Source organism: Streptomyces sp. NPDC096046 (assembly GCF_040303285.1).
Taxonomy (GTDB): Bacteria; Actinomycetota; Actinomycetes; order Streptomycetales; family Streptomycetaceae; genus Streptomyces.
Map to the genome: position 1 here is coordinate 170,301 of NZ_JBEOSZ010000011.1, position 15,941 is coordinate 186,241.

At 71.1% G+C, this 15,941-nt stretch carries 10 protein-coding genes and 2 pseudogenes; 8 read left to right on the forward strand and 4 right to left on the reverse strand.

Translation table 11 applies throughout. From position 1 onward, the window contains the following. Positions 1-127: 127 nt before the first annotated feature. Positions 128-298: a hypothetical protein gene (locus tag ABTX62_RS13205; protein ID WP_352116247.1), complete on the reverse strand. Its 171-nt coding sequence runs from the start codon at positions 296-298 to the stop codon at positions 128-130. 524 nt (positions 299-822) lie between these two features. On the opposite strand from ABTX62_RS13205, the gene recD2 reads away from it, so the two are divergent. Beyond that, positions 823-3,102, forward strand: a complete 2,280-nt coding sequence (recD2, locus tag ABTX62_RS13210) for an SF1B family DNA helicase RecD2 (protein WP_352116248.1) — start codon at positions 823-825, stop codon at positions 3,100-3,102. A 179-nt stretch (positions 3,103-3,281) separates the two neighbouring features. After that, entirely contained in the window at positions 3,282-4,571 is a 1,290-nt protein-coding gene (locus ABTX62_RS13215; protein WP_283973688.1) for a citrate synthase, read from the forward strand. Positions 4,572-5,274: 703 nt separating this feature from the next. On the opposite strand, the gene ABTX62_RS13220 is transcribed toward ABTX62_RS13215, so the two are convergent. Both ABTX62_RS13220 and ABTX62_RS13225 read right to left on the reverse strand, forming a co-directional pair. Beyond that, positions 5,275-7,515 (reverse strand): heavy metal translocating P-type ATPase, encoded by a 2,241-nt coding sequence (locus tag ABTX62_RS13220; RefSeq protein WP_352116249.1) that lies wholly within the window; start codon positions 7,513-7,515, stop codon positions 5,275-5,277. A gap of 141 nt (positions 7,516-7,656) precedes the next feature. Next, a complete protein-coding gene (locus tag ABTX62_RS13225; protein WP_352116250.1) occupies positions 7,657-7,896 on the reverse strand; it encodes a heavy-metal-associated domain-containing protein in 240 nt (79 codons plus the stop codon). A gap of 271 nt (positions 7,897-8,167) precedes the next feature. On the opposite strand from ABTX62_RS13225, the pseudogene ABTX62_RS13230 reads away from it, so the two are divergent. Further along, a pseudogene (locus tag ABTX62_RS13230) lies at positions 8,168-9,210 on the forward strand (zinc-dependent alcohol dehydrogenase family protein). A 286-nt stretch (positions 9,211-9,496) separates the two neighbouring features. Here ABTX62_RS13230 and ABTX62_RS13235 read toward each other — a convergent pair. Beyond that, positions 9,497-9,697 (reverse strand): helix-turn-helix transcriptional regulator, encoded by a 201-nt coding sequence (locus ABTX62_RS13235; protein WP_283973684.1) that lies wholly within the window; start codon positions 9,695-9,697, stop codon positions 9,497-9,499. 442 nt (positions 9,698-10,139) lie between these two features. Here ABTX62_RS13235 and iolC point away from each other — a divergent pair, with 442 nt between their 5' ends. From iolC to mmsA, 5 genes and pseudogenes are all read left to right on the forward strand, one after another. Further along, entirely contained in the window at positions 10,140-11,090 is a 951-nt protein-coding gene (gene iolC / locus ABTX62_RS13240; protein ID WP_352116251.1) for a 5-dehydro-2-deoxygluconokinase, read from the forward strand. Further along, entirely contained in the window at positions 11,087-11,968 is an 882-nt protein-coding gene (locus ABTX62_RS13245) for a Cgl0159 family (beta/alpha)8-fold protein (protein ID WP_352116252.1), read from the forward strand. Before iolC ends, ABTX62_RS13245 begins: the two co-directional genes overlap by 4 nt. 70 nt (positions 11,969-12,038) lie before the next feature. After that, positions 12,039-12,460: pseudogene (locus ABTX62_RS13250) on the forward strand (5-deoxy-glucuronate isomerase); the annotation flags it as partial. Positions 12,461-12,481: 21 nt separating this feature from the next. After that, entirely contained in the window at positions 12,482-14,368 is a 1,887-nt protein-coding gene (gene iolD / locus ABTX62_RS13255; protein ID WP_352116259.1) for a 3D-(3,5/4)-trihydroxycyclohexane-1,2-dione acylhydrolase (decyclizing), read from the forward strand. A 14-nt stretch (positions 14,369-14,382) separates the two neighbouring features. Further along, positions 14,383-15,941: CoA-acylating methylmalonate-semialdehyde dehydrogenase (gene mmsA / locus ABTX62_RS13260; protein ID WP_352116253.1), on the forward strand; the 1,559-nt coding region annotated here is incomplete at its 3' end.

Sequence of the window (15,941 nt, forward strand, 5' to 3'; positions counted from 1 at the left end):
GTACGACCCCTTGAGGGCAGAAAGGGTTGCACGGCGGAGCGAGAATTTCTCACCGGGTTCTCGAGGGCCCCGGGCCGGGGCGGTCACGACGGGCCGCGCAGGGCGCACGCCCCGGTCGGCGGCGCCCTCAGCGCCGCAGGCTGTAGCTCACCATCGACGCTCCCACCACCGACCCGAACGCCGGGAGCAGGAACTGCGTGAAGGCCTCCCAGCCCCACACGATCCCCGCGCACACCGCCGTGACGTTGATGGCCAGGGACATGATCCACAGGGCGACACTCTGAACCTGGGGCGACATCGTTCCTCGTCGTCGTTCGGGGCGGGGTGATGAGTGGGGCGGGGGGAAATCAGCCCGGTCCCGGGCTGGGGGAAGGGCGGAATTGCGGCACGGGTACCGGGAGCGGCGGGGGAGGGCCGGGGGTGTTCCGGTTCGGCCCGGGGGAGCCCGGAGCCACGATCGCGTGCTCCCCGGACAGCACCGGAGCCACCGCGAGCAGCGTCAACGTACCGACGGTGCACAGCCACACGAGGAGCGTGCCCGTCGTGTGCCCGCGTCTGGGGGCGCTCTCGCCATGGGGACGCATCGGCATCACGGTCGCTCCGGAATCGAGTCCGCCCCCTCTTTATGAACTCCTGAATTCTTCCACGGCAGAGAATCGAAAAGGGGCCAAGACGAATGCTTGAACTGTAAAGCTTCTTGCTCTCCTGTGAATCCACGGTGAAAAGTGAGCCCCGGCCCCCATACTGATCGGTCGCTTTGGGCGAGAGTGGCCGGGCGGATCGCCCCGCCGCACTGTCGTACCCGGGCGGTACCGTCGGATCATGACCGATCAGGCGGGGGCCGCCCAGCCGGGCGAGCGGCGACTGGCCACATTGGACGGCGTACTCGAACGCATCACGTACGCCAACGAGGAGAACGGCTACACGGTCGCCCGGGTCGACACCGGCAGGGGCGCCGGCGACCTGCTCACCGTCGTCGGCGCGCTGCTCGGCGCGCAGGTCGGCGAGTCCCTGCGCATGGAGGGCCGCTGGGGCTCGCACCCGCAGTACGGAAAGCAGTTCCACGTAGAGAACTACACGACCGTCCTCCCGGCCACCGTCCAGGGCATGCGCCGCTATCTCGGCTCCGGCCTGGTCAAGGGCATCGGCCCGGTCTTCGCCGACCGGATCACCCAGCACTTCGGCATGGACACCCTCCGGATCATCGAGGAGGAGCCCAAGCGGCTCGTCGAGGTTCCCGGGCTCGGCCCCAAGCGCACCAAGAAGATCGCCGACGCCTGGGAGGAGCAGAAGGCCATCAAGGAGGTCATGCTCTTCCTCCAGACGGTCGAGGTCTCCACCTCCATCGCCGTGCGCATCTACAAGAAGTACGGTGACGCCTCCATCTCGGTCGTGAAGAACCAGCCCTACCGGCTCGCCTCCGACGTCTGGGGCATCGGCTTCCTCACCGCCGACAAGATCGCCCAGTCCGTCGGCATCCCGCACGACAGCCCCGAGCGCGTCAAGGCGGGCCTGCAGTACGCGCTGTCCCAGTCCACCGACCAGGGGCACTGCTTCCTCCCGGAGGAGCAGCTGATCAAGGACGCGGTCAAACTCCTCCAGGTCGACACGGGTTTGGTCATCGAATGCCTGGCGGAACTGGCCGAACCCCAGGAGGACGGTGAGGACCCCGGCGTCGTACGGGAGAAGGTGCCGGGCCCCGACGGCGGTGAGCCCGTCACCGCGATCTACCTCGTCCCCTTCCACCGCGCCGAACTCTCCCTCTCCGCCCAACTGCTGCGCCTCCTGCGCACCGGCGAGGACCGCATGCCGGGTTTCCGGACCGTGGCCTGGGAGAAGGCCCTGCGCTGGCTCAAGGGGCGCACGGGCACCGATCTCGCGCCCGAGCAGGAGGCCGCCGTCAAACTGGCGCTGACCGAGAAGGTCGCCGTCCTCACCGGCGGGCCCGGCTGCGGCAAGTCCTTCACGGTCCGCTCGATCGTGGAGCTGGCCCGCGCCAGAAAGGCGAAGGTCGTGCTGGCCGCCCCCACGGGCCGGGCCGCCAAACGCCTGTCCGAGCTCACCGGCGCCGAGGCCTCCACGGTGCACCGCCTGCTGGAGCTCAAGCCCGGCGGCGACGCGGCCTACGACCGGGAGCGCCCGCTGGACGCCGACCTGGTGGTGGTCGACGAGGCGTCCATGCTGGACCTGCTCCTCGCCAACAAGCTGGTCAAGGCGGTCCCGCCGGGTGCCCACCTGCTCTTCGTGGGGGATGTGGACCAGTTGCCCAGCGTCGGCGCGGGCGAGGTCCTCCGGGACCTCCTGGCCGACGGCGGTCCCATCCCCGCCGTCCGTCTCACCCGGGTCTTCCGGCAGGCCCAGCAGTCGGGCGTGGTGACGAACGCCCACCGGATCAACTCCGGCCATCACCCGCTCACCGACGGAATGAAGGACTTCTTCCTCTTCGTCGAGGACGACACGGAGGCCGCCGGCCGGCTCACCGTGGACGTGGCGGCGCGCCGCATTCCGGCCAAGTTCGGTCTGGACCCCCGGCGGGACGTCCAGGTCCTCGCACCCATGCACCGGGGCCCGGCCGGCGCGGGCACCCTCAACGGCCTGCTCCAGCAGGCCGTCACACCCGGCCGCCCCGACCTGCCCGAGAAGAGATTCGGCGGTCGGGTCTTCCGCGTCGGAGACAAGGTCACCCAGATTCGCAACAATTACGAGAAGGGCGAGAACGGTGTCTTCAACGGCACCGTCGGCGTGGTGACCTCGCTCGACCCGGTCGACCAGCGCCTGACGGTGCTCACGGACGAGGACGAGGAGGTGCCGTACGAGTTCGACGAGCTCGACGAGCTGGCCCACGCGTACGCCGTGACGATCCACCGCTCCCAGGGCAGCGAGTACCCGGCGGTCGTCATCCCGGTCACCACGGGCGCCTGGATGATGCTCCAGCGCAACCTGCTCTACACGGCGGTCACCCGAGCCAAGCAGTTGGTCGTCCTCGTCGGTTCCCGCAGGGCGATCGGCCAGGCGGTGCGCACGGTTTCGGCGGGCCGGCGGTGCACGGCACTCGACTTCCGGCTCGGTTCAACGAAAAATGATCGATCAAATGAGTCGTGAAGGTCACAAGACACTTCCGGAAGGGGAACACAGGGGGCAGGATGAGCAAGTTGACGGCACTCAGTGCCGTCGATAGGCCCGATGGTCGACCCCGAGTGCACTCTCCTGAGCCAAGTGGGGGATGGTAGAGACAGTCAGGGCAACCTCGAAGATGAGGCACAACGTCGGTGAGGGAAGACGTGAGCGACAACTCTGTAGTACTGCGGTACGGCGACGGCGAGTACACCTACCCGGTGATCGACAGCACCGTCGGTGACAAGGGCTTCGACATCGGAAAGCTCCGCGCCCAGACCGGTCTGGTGACGCTGGACAGCGGTTACGGCAACACGGCCGCGTATAAATCCGCCGTCACGTACCTGGACGGCGAAGCGGGCATCCTGCGGTACCGCGGCTACCCGATCGAGCAGCTGGCCGAGCGCTCCACCTTCCTGGAGGTCGCCTACCTGCTGATCAACGGCGAACTGCCGACGGTCGACGAGCTCTCGACGTTCCAGAACGACATCACGCAGCACACCCTGCTGCACGAGGATGTCAAGAACTTCTACAAGGGCTTCCCGCGCGACGCCCACCCGATGGCCATGCTGTCCTCGGTCGTCTCGGCGCTGTCCACGTTCTACCAGGACAGCCACAACCCGTTCGACGAGCGCCAGCGCAACCTCTCCACGATCCGCCTGCTCGCCAAGCTCCCGACGATCGCCGCGTACGCGTACAAGAAGTCGATCGGTCACCCGTTCGTCTACCCGCGCAACGACCTCGGCTACGTCGAGAACTTCCTCCGCATGACCTTCTCGGTCCCGGCGCAGGAGTACGAGCTCGACCCGACCGTGGTCTCCGCGCTCGACAAGCTGCTGATCCTGCACGCGGACCACGAGCAGAACTGCTCGACGTCCACGGTCCGTCTGGTCGGCTCCTCGCAGGCGAACATGTTCGCCTCGATCTCCGCCGGCATCAACGCCCTGTGGGGCCCGCTGCACGGCGGCGCCAACCAGTCGGTGCTGGAGATGCTGGAGGGCATCCGCGACTCCGGCGGCGATGTCGACACCTTCATCCGCAAGGTGAAGAACAAGGAGGACGGCGTCCGCCTGATGGGCTTCGGCCACCGGGTCTACAAGAACTTCGACCCGCGCGCCAAGATCATCAAGGCCGCCGCGCACGACGTGCTGTCCGCGCTCGGCAAGTCCGACGAACTGCTGGACATCGCGCTGAAGCTGGAGGAGCACGCGCTCTCCGACGACTACTTCGTCTCGCGCAGCCTCTACCCGAACGTCGACTTCTACACGGGCCTGATCTACCGGGCCATGGGCTTCCCGACCGAGATGTTCACGGTCCTGTTCGCCCTCGGCCGCCTGCCGGGCTGGATCGCCCAGTGGCACGAGATGATCAAGGAGCCGGGCTCCCGCATCGGCCGCCCGCGCCAGATCTACACGGGCGTGGTCGAGCGCGACTTCGTGCCCGTCGAGGAGCGCTGAGCCGCACAGCCGCGGCACCTCTTCGGCCCCCGTATCCGCTTGCCGGGTGCGGGGGCTTCCGCGTGGGCGGGCGGGCTTCCCCATGCGGGTGCGGGTGCGGGTGCGGGTGCGGGCTTCGGTCTAGGGTTGAGGGCTTTCGCGTGATCTCTCGCGGGATTTCGTACGCAATGAAGAAGGCGCCCCGGCGTCGGTCCCCCCACGGGCCGACGTCCAGGGCGCCTTCCCAGTCCCGGTGCGGATTCCCCCCACGGGATCCGGCCGGGCGTCTGTGAGGACAGCGCCTGAATCGCTGTTGAGTAAAACGAGCAGAACTCGTCGTACTGCGGTACTGCGGTGGTGTGCGATCTGCCGGGACAGCGCACGCCCGGGAGGGCCGCTCAAAGCTTCCCGGTGTACGTGCCCCGGCAACGCATCTCCGGAGAGGTCCCCCAAGACATCTCCAGATGTCAGGTGGCGCCCCCCAAGACGCTCCCTGACATCGTCAACTTAGACCTTCGAACCCCTTCGATGGTTACGTTCACATCACTGTGATCCGCGTCTCTTGCGTATGTCCGTTAGATGCGCAAGAGCCCAGGTATGCCGTTCGAGGCCCAAGCGTAAGGATGATGCGCGAGCCTTGTGAAGAGCTTATGTGAGCCGGGCTCGGGACTCCAGAGGGGCTCCCCTCGCGGTCGCCGTGAACTTGGGGCGAATTCGGGCGACTTCACCGAAATGTTCGCAGCCGCAGACTGTTCGTGACGACGAAGACCGACGAGAAGGCCATCGCGGCTCCGGCGATCATCGGATTCAGCAAGCCCGCGGCGGCCAGCGGCAGGGCGGCCACGTTGTAGCCGAAGGCCCACACGAGATTGCCCTTGATCGTGGCCAGCGTCCGGCGGGACAGCCGGATCGCGTCCGCCGCCACCCGCAGATCACCGCGCACCAGCGTCAGATCGCCCGCCTCGATCGCCGCGTCCGTGCCGGTGCCCATGGCCAGGCCCAGATCGGCGGTGGCGAGCGCGGCCGCGTCGTTGACGCCGTCGCCCACCATGGCGACGACCCGCCCCTCGGCCTGCAGCCGCCGTACCGCGTCGACCTTGTCCTCGGGCAGGACCTCGGCCACCACCTGCTCGATTCCCACGGCCGCGGCCACCGTCTCGGCCACCGCACGGTTGTCCCCGGTCAGCAGCACTGGCGTGAGCCCCAGCGCGCGCAACGCGCGCACGGCCTCGGCGCTGGTCTCCTTGACGGTGTCCGCCACGGCCAGAACGGCCTGTGCCGTCCCGTCCCAGCCGGCCACGACGGCCGTGTACCCGGCCCGCTCGGCCTCGTCCCGCGCGCGGGCCAGCTCCGGCGGCATGGCGTCGAAGAGCCGCCCCACGGCGACCTCGCGGCCTTCCACCCGTCCGCGTACGCCCCGCCCGGGGACGTTCTCGAACCCTTCGACGTCCGGGAGGTGACCGGCCCTCTCCTCGGCGCCCACGGCGATCGCGCGGGCGACGGGGTGCTCGGAGGCGTGCTCGACGGCGCCCGCGAGCCGCAGCACCTCCTTCTCGTCGGCGCCCTCGGCGAGATGCACGTCGTGCAGGGTCATGTGGCCGGTGGTGACGGTGCCGGTCTTGTCCAGGACGACCGTGTCGATCCGGCGGGTGGACTCCAGGACCTCGGGGCCCTTGATGAGGATGCCGAGCTGGGCGCCGCGGCCCGTGCCGACCATCAGGGCGGTCGGGGTGGCCAGGCCCAGAGCACACGGGCAGGCGATGATCAGCACCGCGACGCCCGCGGTGAAGGCGGCGACGCCGTCGCCGGTCAGCCCGAGCCACGCGCCGGCCGTGGCGACGGCGATCAGCAGCACCACCGGCACGAAGATCCCGGAGATCCGGTCGGCGAGCCGCTGCACCTCTGCCTTGCCGTTCTGCGCGTCCTCCACCAGCTTCGCCATCCGCGCGAGCCGGGTGTCGGCACCGACCCGGGTGGCCTCGACGACCAGCCGACCGCCCGCGTTGACCGTCGCGCCGGTGACCGGGTCCCCTGGCACCACGTCCACCGGCACCGACTCGCCGGTCAGCATCGAGGCGTCCACCGCGGAGGCGCCCTCGACGACCGTGCCGTCGGTGGCGATCTTCTCGCCGGGCCGTACGACGAACCGGTCGCCGACGGCCAGGCGCTGCGCGGGGATCCGCACCTCCCGCCCGTCCCGCAGCACGGCCACGTCCTTGGCGCCCAGTTCCATCAGCGCCCTGAGCGCGGCCCCCGCGCGGCGCTTGGAGCGGGCCTCCAGGTAGCGGCCCAGCAGGATGAAGGCGGTGACCCCGGAAGCGACTTCCAGGTAGATCGAGGAGGCGCCGTCCCCGCGCGCGACCGTGAGCTCGAAGGGATGCCGCATGCCCGGCAGGCCCGCGTCGCCCAGGAACAGCGCCCACAGGGACCAGCCGAACGCGGCCAGGGTGCCGAGCGAGACCAGTGTGTCCATGGTGGCGGCGCCGTGCCGGGCGTTCGTCCAGGCCGCCCGGTGGAAGGGCAGCCCGCCCCAGACGACGACCGGGGCGGCGAGCGTGAGCGAGAGCCACTGCCAGTGGTCGAACTGCAGGGCCGGAACCATCGCCAGCAGGATCACGGGCGCGGCGAGCGCGGCGGAGACGGTGAGGCGGCTGCGCAGGGCCGCCGTCTCGGGGTCCGTCGTCCCGGTGGCGGAGGTCTCCTCGCGTGGGGGCGCGGGCTCCTCGGCGGTGTACCCGGTGTTCACCACGGTGGCGATCAGATCGGCGACCTCGGTGCCCTCGGGGTAGGTGACCCGCGCCTTCTCCGTCGCGTAGTTCACCGTGGCGGTGACGCCCTCCATGCGGTTGAGCTTCTTCTCCACGCGGGCCGAGCAGGAGGCGCAGGTCATCCCGCCGATGAGCAGCTCGACCTCGGCGAGGGCCGGCTCGCGGGCGGCGGGTGCATGGGCGGTGGTGCTGGTCATGTCCTCACTCCAGGAGTTGCGGGGCGCCCGGGAAGCGGAACGGGCCGTGCGGGCCGGGAACGGCGGCGTACGGCCTGTGCACGGGTACGAGTGCCGGATCCGGAGTGTCTCGGACCCGGCCGGCTGCCGGACTCGGGTGGCTCAGGCCCGCCCGGCCAGTTCGAAGCCGGCCTCGTCGACGGCGGCGCGCACGGCCTCGTCGTCGAGCGGGGTCGCGGAGACGACGGTGACCTCGCCGGTCTTGGCGACGGCCGTCACCGAACTCACGCCGGAGATCTGGGAGATCTCGCCGGAGACCGCGCCCTCGCAGTGTCCGCAGCTCATGCCGCTCACCTTGAAGACGGTGGTGACGGGGCCCGTGGTGTCGGTCTGGGCGGTCATGTCGTTACTCCTCGTCGAGGCGTGTGGGGCTGTGGGGTCCCTTGGGGGACCCCACACCCACTGTACCCCTAGGGGGTATCAGTCCACGACGTCGCCGTCGGGGGCGACGCGCCTCGGCCGGCGGCGGTCGAGGCCGAACCCTGTCAGTCAAGGTCGGCGTGTCGGCCGGCTGACGTGACGGACCCGCTAGCGTCGACCGTCCGGGGAGGCCACAGGGCGGGCGGCCGGATGCCGACGCCCCGGACACGAGACGAATGGAAGGCGGGTGACCATGCGGGCCGTGGTGTTCGAGCGGTACGGGGAGGCGGCCGAGGTCCGGGAGGTCGCCGACCCGGAGCCCGCGGAGCACGGGGTGGTCGTCCGGGTCGAGGCCACCGGGCTGTGCCGCAGCGACTGGCACGGCTGGCAGGGCACGACCCCGACATCGCACTCCCGCATGTGCCCGGGCACGAACTGGCCGGTGTCGTCGAGGCGGTGGGCGCCAGGGTGGGCCGGTGGCGGCCCGGCGACCGGGTCACCGTGCCGTTCATCTGTGTCTGCGGCACGTGCCCGTCCTGCGCGGCCGGTGACCACCAGGTGTGCGAGCACCAGACCCAGCCCGGCTTCACGCACTGGGGCTCTTTCGCCCAGTACGTGGCGCTGGACCACGCCGACACCAACCTCGTGGCGCTGCCCGAGGAGTTGTCCTGTGCCACGGCGGCGTCGCTCGGCTGCCGGTTCGCCACGGCGTACCGGGCGGTCGTGCGACAGGGCCGGGTCGCGGCGGGGGAGTGGGTCGCGGTGCACGGCTGCGGTGGGGTGGGACTGTCGGCGGTGATGATCGCGGCCGCCTCGGGCGCCCGGGTCGTGGCGGTCGACGTGTCGCCCGCCGCCCTGGAACTGGCGCGGACGTTCGGGGCGGCGCGGTGCGTCGACGCGACGGGCGTGGCGGACACCGCGGCGGCGATCCGCGAGCTGACCGGCGGTGGCGCCCACCTCTCCCTCGACGCCCTCGGCGCGCCCACCACCTGCGCCGCCTCCGTGAACGGCCTGCGCCGCCGGGGCCGGCACGTTCAGGTCGGCCTGCTGCCCTCGCCGACCGGCACGACCCCCGTGCCCATGGCCCGCGCGATCGCCCTGGAGCTCGAACTGCTCGGCAGCCACGGCATGGCCGCGCACAGCTACCCGCCGATGCTGGAACTCGTCCGCAGCGGGGTGCTGCGGCCCGACCTGCTGGTGACGTCGACGATCGCGCTGGACGAGGCGCCGTCGGCACTGGCGGGGATGGGTGCGGCACCGGGAGCGGGGGTGACGGTCATTGAGCCGTGGAGCTGAGGTCGCGGATGGGTGCGGCGGCGGGAGCGGGGGTGACGGTCGTCGGGCTGTGGAGCTGAGGTCGCGGATGGGTGCGGCGGCGGGAGCGGGGGTGACGGTCGTCGGGCTGTGGAGCTGAGGTCGCGGATGGTGCGGCGGCGGGAGCGGGTGTGACGGTCGTCGGGCCGTGAGGGGAGCCGACGATGCCCGTGCGGAGGGTGGTGGCTCCGGCCGGCCGGGAGCCCCGACGCTCCTGGGATGACCGTGCCCCACGCGGTGGTGGGGCACGAGCTCGGGCCAGGAGGGATCAGTCGGCTCTTCGGGAGCGGTTGCCGGGGCGGGAGGCGACCCAGGCCCGGACGGTGTCGGCGTACCAGTAGGGCTTGCCGCTCTCGACGTGGTCGGGCGGGGGCAGCAGGCCGTGCTTGCGGTAGGACCGCACGGTGTCCGGCTGCACCCGGATGTGTGCCGCGATCTCCTTGTAGGACCAGAGTCTTCGGTCGGTCATGACGTGTACCTCCTCGCGCGCGCCACGGGGCGGCCGGGACGGCCGTCCGGGGGAGCCGGGCGTGCGCCGGCGATCGACAAGCCTGTGTCCGGACAACGACCCTCCGTGACCCAGGGCAGGACCTGTGCGCGGGTGTGACGGAAGACCCGCACACGCGCGACACCTGTGACAGGAAGGCGGTGTTTGTGACACAGCCGGGGCAAAGACGTACGCCGGGGCGTCGGCGGGGCACCTTGACGCGGTGTCCCGCCCCCTGCCGAGCGTCAGCCGTCCGGAGAGGCGGACCGGGACGCCGGGCTGAAGACTACGGAACTGTGAGGACCCGGACATGGACGACCGGAAAGCGCTGTCATGATCTGGTCCGAATGTCCGGACAAAACATTGACAGGGCTTCGTGAGGGGGCTACAAAACCGGGGAGAGCCGAGCACCGAGGGGACACCGATGGCGTACGACCTGATCACCATGGGGCGGATCGGAGTGGATCTGTATCCGCTCCAGACGGGCGTTCCACTGCCGCAGGTCACGTCCTTCGGCAAGTTCCTCGGTGGTTCGGCGAGCAATGTCGCGGTCGCCGCGGCGCGTCTGGGACGGCGGACCGCGGTGATCACCCGTACCGGCGACGACCCCTTCGGCGACTATCTCCACGAGGCCCTGAAGGGCTTCGGCGTGGACGACCGCTGGGTCACGCCGGTGCCCGGCCTGCCCACCCCGGTCACCTTCTGCGAGGTCTTCCCGCCGGACGACTTCCCGCTGTACTTCTACCGGCAGCCCAAGGCCCCCGACCTGGAGATCGACGCCCACGAGCTCGACCTGGACGCGATCCGCGAGGCCCGGGCCTTCTGGGTCACGGGCACGGGCCTGAGCGAGGAGCCCAGCCGGACGGCGACCCTCGCGGCCCTCGCCCACCGCGCCAAGGCGGGCCCGACGGTCTTCGACCTCGACTGGCGCCCGATGTTCTGGACGGACCCCGAGGCCGCCCGCCCCTTCTACGAGGAGGCCCTGCGCCACACCACCGTCGCGGTCGGCAACCTCGACGAGGTGGAGGTCGCCACGGGCGAGCGCGAACCCCATGCCGCCGCCCGCGCCCTCCTGGACGCGGGTGTGGAACTGGCCGTCGTCAAGCAGGGCCCCAAGGGCGTCCTCGCGGTGAACAGCGCCGGTGAGAGCGCCGAGGTGCCGCCGCTGCCGGTGAACGTCCTCAACGGCCTCGGCGCCGGCGACGCCTTCGGCGGGAGCCTCGTGCACGGTCTGCTGGCCGGCTGGGACCTGGAGAAGACCATGCGGCACGCCAACGCGGCCGGGGCCATCGTCGCCTCGCGCCTGGAGTGTTCGTCCGCGATGCCCGCCCCGGGCGAGATCGAGGCGGCCGTCACGGCGGGGGCCGTCCGGTGACCGTCGACGTTTCCGCACTCGTCCGCCTGCGCGGCCACCGCCCGGAGGCGATCGCCGAGGCCGCCGCCCGCCGCCCCCGCCGGCCGCTGCTGAACGACTCCGGCCGCCTGATGATCGTGGCCGCCGATCACCCGGCCCGCGGCGCCCTCGGCGTCGGCGGCCACGCCATGGCCATGGCCAACCGCGCCGAACTGCTCGAACGTCTCTGCCTGGCGCTGTCCCGCCCCGGTGTGGACGGTGTCCTCGCCACCGCCGACATCCTCGACGACCTGCTGCTGCTCGGCGCCCTCGACGGCAAGGTCGTCCTGGGCTCGATGAACCGCGGCGGCCTCCAGGGCGCGAGCTTCGAACTCGACGACCGCTTCACCGGCCACCGCCCCGAGGACATCGAGCGCCTCGGCTTCGACGCGGGCAAGCTCCTGCTGCGCATCGACTACGCCGACCCGGGCTCGCTGACCACCCTGGAGTCCACCGCCCGGGCCGTCGACGCCATGGCCGCCCGGAAACTCCCCGTCTTCGTCGAACCGTTCCTCTGCGGCCGCGACGCGACGGGCCGGCTGCGCAACGACCTCTCGGCCGAGGCCGTCACCAAGTCGATCGCCATCGCCTCGGGCCTCGGCGGCAGTTCCGCCTACACGTGGCTGAAGGTCCCGGTCACCGACAACCCCGACGACATGGCCGAGGTCATGGCGACCTCCACACTGCCCGCCGTGCTGCTCGGCGGCGAGGTGGGCGACGATCAGGACGGGGCCTACGAGAAGTGGCGCGGCGCCCTCCAACTGCCCACCGTGTGCGGGCTCGTCGTGGGGCGTTCGCTGCTGTACCCGGCCGACGGCGACGTGGCCGCCGCCGTGGACACCGCCGTCGGACTGCTGTGAGGACCGTGGCATGACCAGTGAACTGTTCGTTCCCGAGGGCGCCACCGCCGGCGTGCGGCACGCCCCGGAGATCGTGCCGCCCCTCGACGGCGCGCGCATCGTGCGCGTCGAGGACGAAGAGTTCCCCCTCCCGGGCCGGGAGAGCGTGTGCGCGTCGGTGACCGACTTCGCGTACGCGCCCCGTGACGCCCGGGCCCCAATCGCCTCCGGCGCGGGAGGCCGCTTTGCTTTGGCAGGAGCGAAGTGCGAGCGACAACTCCCCGCCCGCTACGGCCCCGCGCCGGAGGTCCCCGTCCAGGAACGCGGCAGCGGCGGCTGCCCGCCCACTCACTCCCCGGCGAGCTCGGCGAGCACCGGCCCGGCAGGGCGCCGGGGCTGGGGGAGACCCACCACGTGGGGATCGACGGCCCGAACGGTTCCGCCCGTCGGCCCGTGTCCCCCTCGCGTGAGGGCGGAGCCGACGTCCTCACGAAGGTCCGTTCCGGCGACGCCGCTTCACACGGAGGGGTACCGATGACCCTGAAGACGACCAGGCTGACGGTGGCCCAGGCCCTCGTCCGCTTCCTCGCCGCCCAGTACACCGAACGCGACGGCGTCCGGCAGCGGCTCATCGGCGCCACCTGGGGCATCTTCGGCCACGGCAACGTCGCCGGCATCGGGCAGGCGCTCCTGGAGCACACCGAGGAGATGCCGTACCACCAGGGCCGCAACGAGCAGGCCATGGTGCACGCCGCGGTCGGCTACGCCCGCCAGTCGGGCCGCCTGTCCACGCACGCGGTGACCACCTCCATCGGCCCGGGCGCCACCAACCTCGTCACCGGCGCCGCCCTCGCGACCATCAACCACCTGCCGGTGCTGCTCCTGCCCGGCGACATCTTCGCCACCCGCCCCGCCGACCCGGTCCTGCAGCAGCTCGAAGTGCCCTACGCGGGTGATGTGTCGGTCAACGACTGCCTGCGCCCGGTGTCCCGGTACTTCGACCGGATCACCCGTCCCGAGGCCCTGATCCCCTCGGCGCTGAACGCGATGCGTGTGCTCACCGACCCCGTGGAGACCGGCGCCGTCACCCTCGCCCTGCCCCAGGACGTGCAGGCCGAGGCGTACGACTGGCCCGAGGAGTTCTTCGCCGAGCGGGTCTGGACCGTACGGCGTCCCGGCGCCGACCCGGCGGAACTCGCCGAGGCGGTACGGATCATCCGCTCGGCGAAGAGGCCGCTGGTCGTCGCGGGCGGCGGCGTCCACCACAGCCGCGCCGAGGAGGCCCTCGCCGAGTTCGCCGGGGCCACCGGCATCCCCGTCGCCTCCACCCAGGCCGGCAAGGGCTCCCTGCGCCACGACCACCCCCAGGACGTCGGCGGCATCGGCCACACCGGCACGGCGACGGCGGACGAACTGGCCCGCACCGCCGACCTGGTGATCGGCGTCGGCACCCGCTACACCGACTTCACCACCGCCTCCGGCACGCTCTTCTCCCACCCGGACGTGCGGTTCCTGAACCTCAACATCGCCTCCTTCGACGGCCACAAGCTGGCCGGGCGGCCCCTGATCGCGGACGCCCGCACCGGCCTGGAGGAGCTCACCGAGAGGCTGGCGATGCACGGCCACCGGGTCGCGCCGTCGTACGCCACCGAGTACACCGAGGACAAGGAGCGCTGGGAGCAGCGCGTCGACGCCTGCTACGAGGTCGACGAACCGGACACCCGCCCGACCCAGCCGCAGATCCTCGGCGCCCTGGACGCCCTGGTCGACGAGTCGGACATCCTGATCAACGCGGCCGGTTCCCTCCCCGGCGACCTGCACAAGCTCTGGCGGACCCGGTCCCGCGACCAGTACCACCTGGAGTACGGCTACTCCTGCATGGGCTACGAGATCCCCGCGGCCATCGGCGTGAAGATGGCCGCCCCGGACCGGCCCGTGTGGGCGCTGGTCGGCGACGGCACGTACCTGATGATGCCGACGGAGATCGTCACGGCCGTCCAGGAAGGCATCGCGATCAAGGTCCTGATCATCCAGAACCACGGCTACGCGTCCATCGGCGGGCTGTCGGAGTCGGTGGGCGGCGAGCGGTTCGGCACCGCCTACCGCTACCCCTCCTCGGACGGCTCGTACACGGGGCCGCCGCTGCCCGTGGACCTCGCCGCCAACGCGGCCAGCCTCGGCATGCGCGTGCTGCGCGCGAAGAGCGTACGGGACCTGCGGGAGGCCCTCGCCGAGGCCCGGGCGGCCGACACTCCCACATGTGTCTACGTCGAGACCCAAACGGCAGACACAGTGTCGGGCGCGCCTCCCGCGCAGGCCTGGTGGGATGTACCCGTGGCCGAGACCGCGACACGGCCGTCCGCGGTCAAGGCACGTGAGCTGTACGAACGGCACGTCTCCACCCGACGCCGCCATCTGTGAAGGAGTTCTCGGCCATGACGAAGACCGTCAACCACTGGATCGGCGGCAAGACCGTCGAAGGCGCCTCGGGCACGCACGGGCCGGTGACCAACCCGGCGACCGGCGAGGTGACGACGAAGGTCGCGTTCGCCTCGGTCGACGAGGTGGACGCGGCGGTCGCCGCCGCCAAGGAGGCCTACCTGACCTGGGGCCAGTCCTCGCTGGCCCAGCGCACCTCGATCCTGTTCAGGTTCCGCGCCCTGCTGGACGCCAACCGGGACGCGATCGCCGAGCTGATCACCGCCGAGCACGGCAAGGTACACGGCGACGCCCTCGGCGAGGTCGCGCGCGGCCTGGAGATCGTCGACCTGGCCTGCGGCATCAGCGTCCAGCTGAAGGGCGAGCTGTCGACGCAGGTCGCCAGCCGCGTCGACGTGTCCTCGATCCGGCAGCCGCTCGGCGTCGTCGCGGGCATCACGCCGTTCAACTTCCCGGCGATGGTGCCGATGTGGATGTTCCCCCTCGCCATCGCGTGCGGCAACACCTTCGTGCTGAAGCCGTCCGAGAAGGACCCGTCGGCGTCGATCAAGATCGCCGAACTGCTCGCCGAGGCGGGCCTTCCGGACGGCGTCTTCAACGTCGTCCACGGCGACAAGGTGGCCGTCGACCGTCTCCTGGAGCACCCGGACGTCAAGGCCGTCTCCTTCGTCGGCTCGACCCCGATCGCCCGCTACATCCACACCACCGCCTCCGCCAACGGCAAGCGTGTGCAGGCCCTGGGCGGCGCCAAGAACCACATGCTGGTCCTGCCCGACGCCGACCTCGACGCGGCCGCCGACGCCGCCGTCTCGGCCGCCTACGGCTCCGCCGGTGAGCGCTGCATGGCCATCTCCGCGGTCGTCGCCGTCGGCGCGATCGGCGACGAACTGGTGGAGAAGATCCGCGAGCGTGCCGAGAAGATCAAGATCGGCCCCGGCGACGACCCGGCCTCCGAGATGGGCCCGCTCATCACCAAGGTCCACCGCGACAAGGTCGCCTCCTACGTGGAGGGCGCGGCGGCCGAGGGCTGCGAGGTCGTCCTGGACGGCACCGGCCACACGGTCGACGGCTTCGAGGACGGCCACTGGATCGGTATCTCGCTGCTCGACAAGGTGCCCACCTCCGCCAAGGCCTACCAGGACGAGATCTTCGGCCCGGTCCTGTGCGTGCTGCGCACGGAGACCTACGAGGAGGCCCTGGACATCGTCAACGCCTCGCCGTTCGGCAACGGCACCGCGATCTTCACCCGGGACGGCGGCGCGGCCCGCCGCTTCCAGTTGGAGGTCGAGGCGGGCATGGTCGGCGTGAACGTCCCGATCCCGGTCCCCGTCGGCTACCACAGCTTCGGCGGCTGGAAGGACTCCCTCTTCGGCGACCACCACGTCTACGGCAACGACGGCACGCACTTCTACACCCGCGGCAAGGTCGTCACCACCCGCTGGCCGGACCCGGCCGACGCCCCGGCCAACGCGCACCGCCCGGCGAACTCAAGCTCAGTCGGCGCGCCGGAAGCCCAACGCACGGTGGAGAGGGTCAGTTTCGGCACTACCTCGTG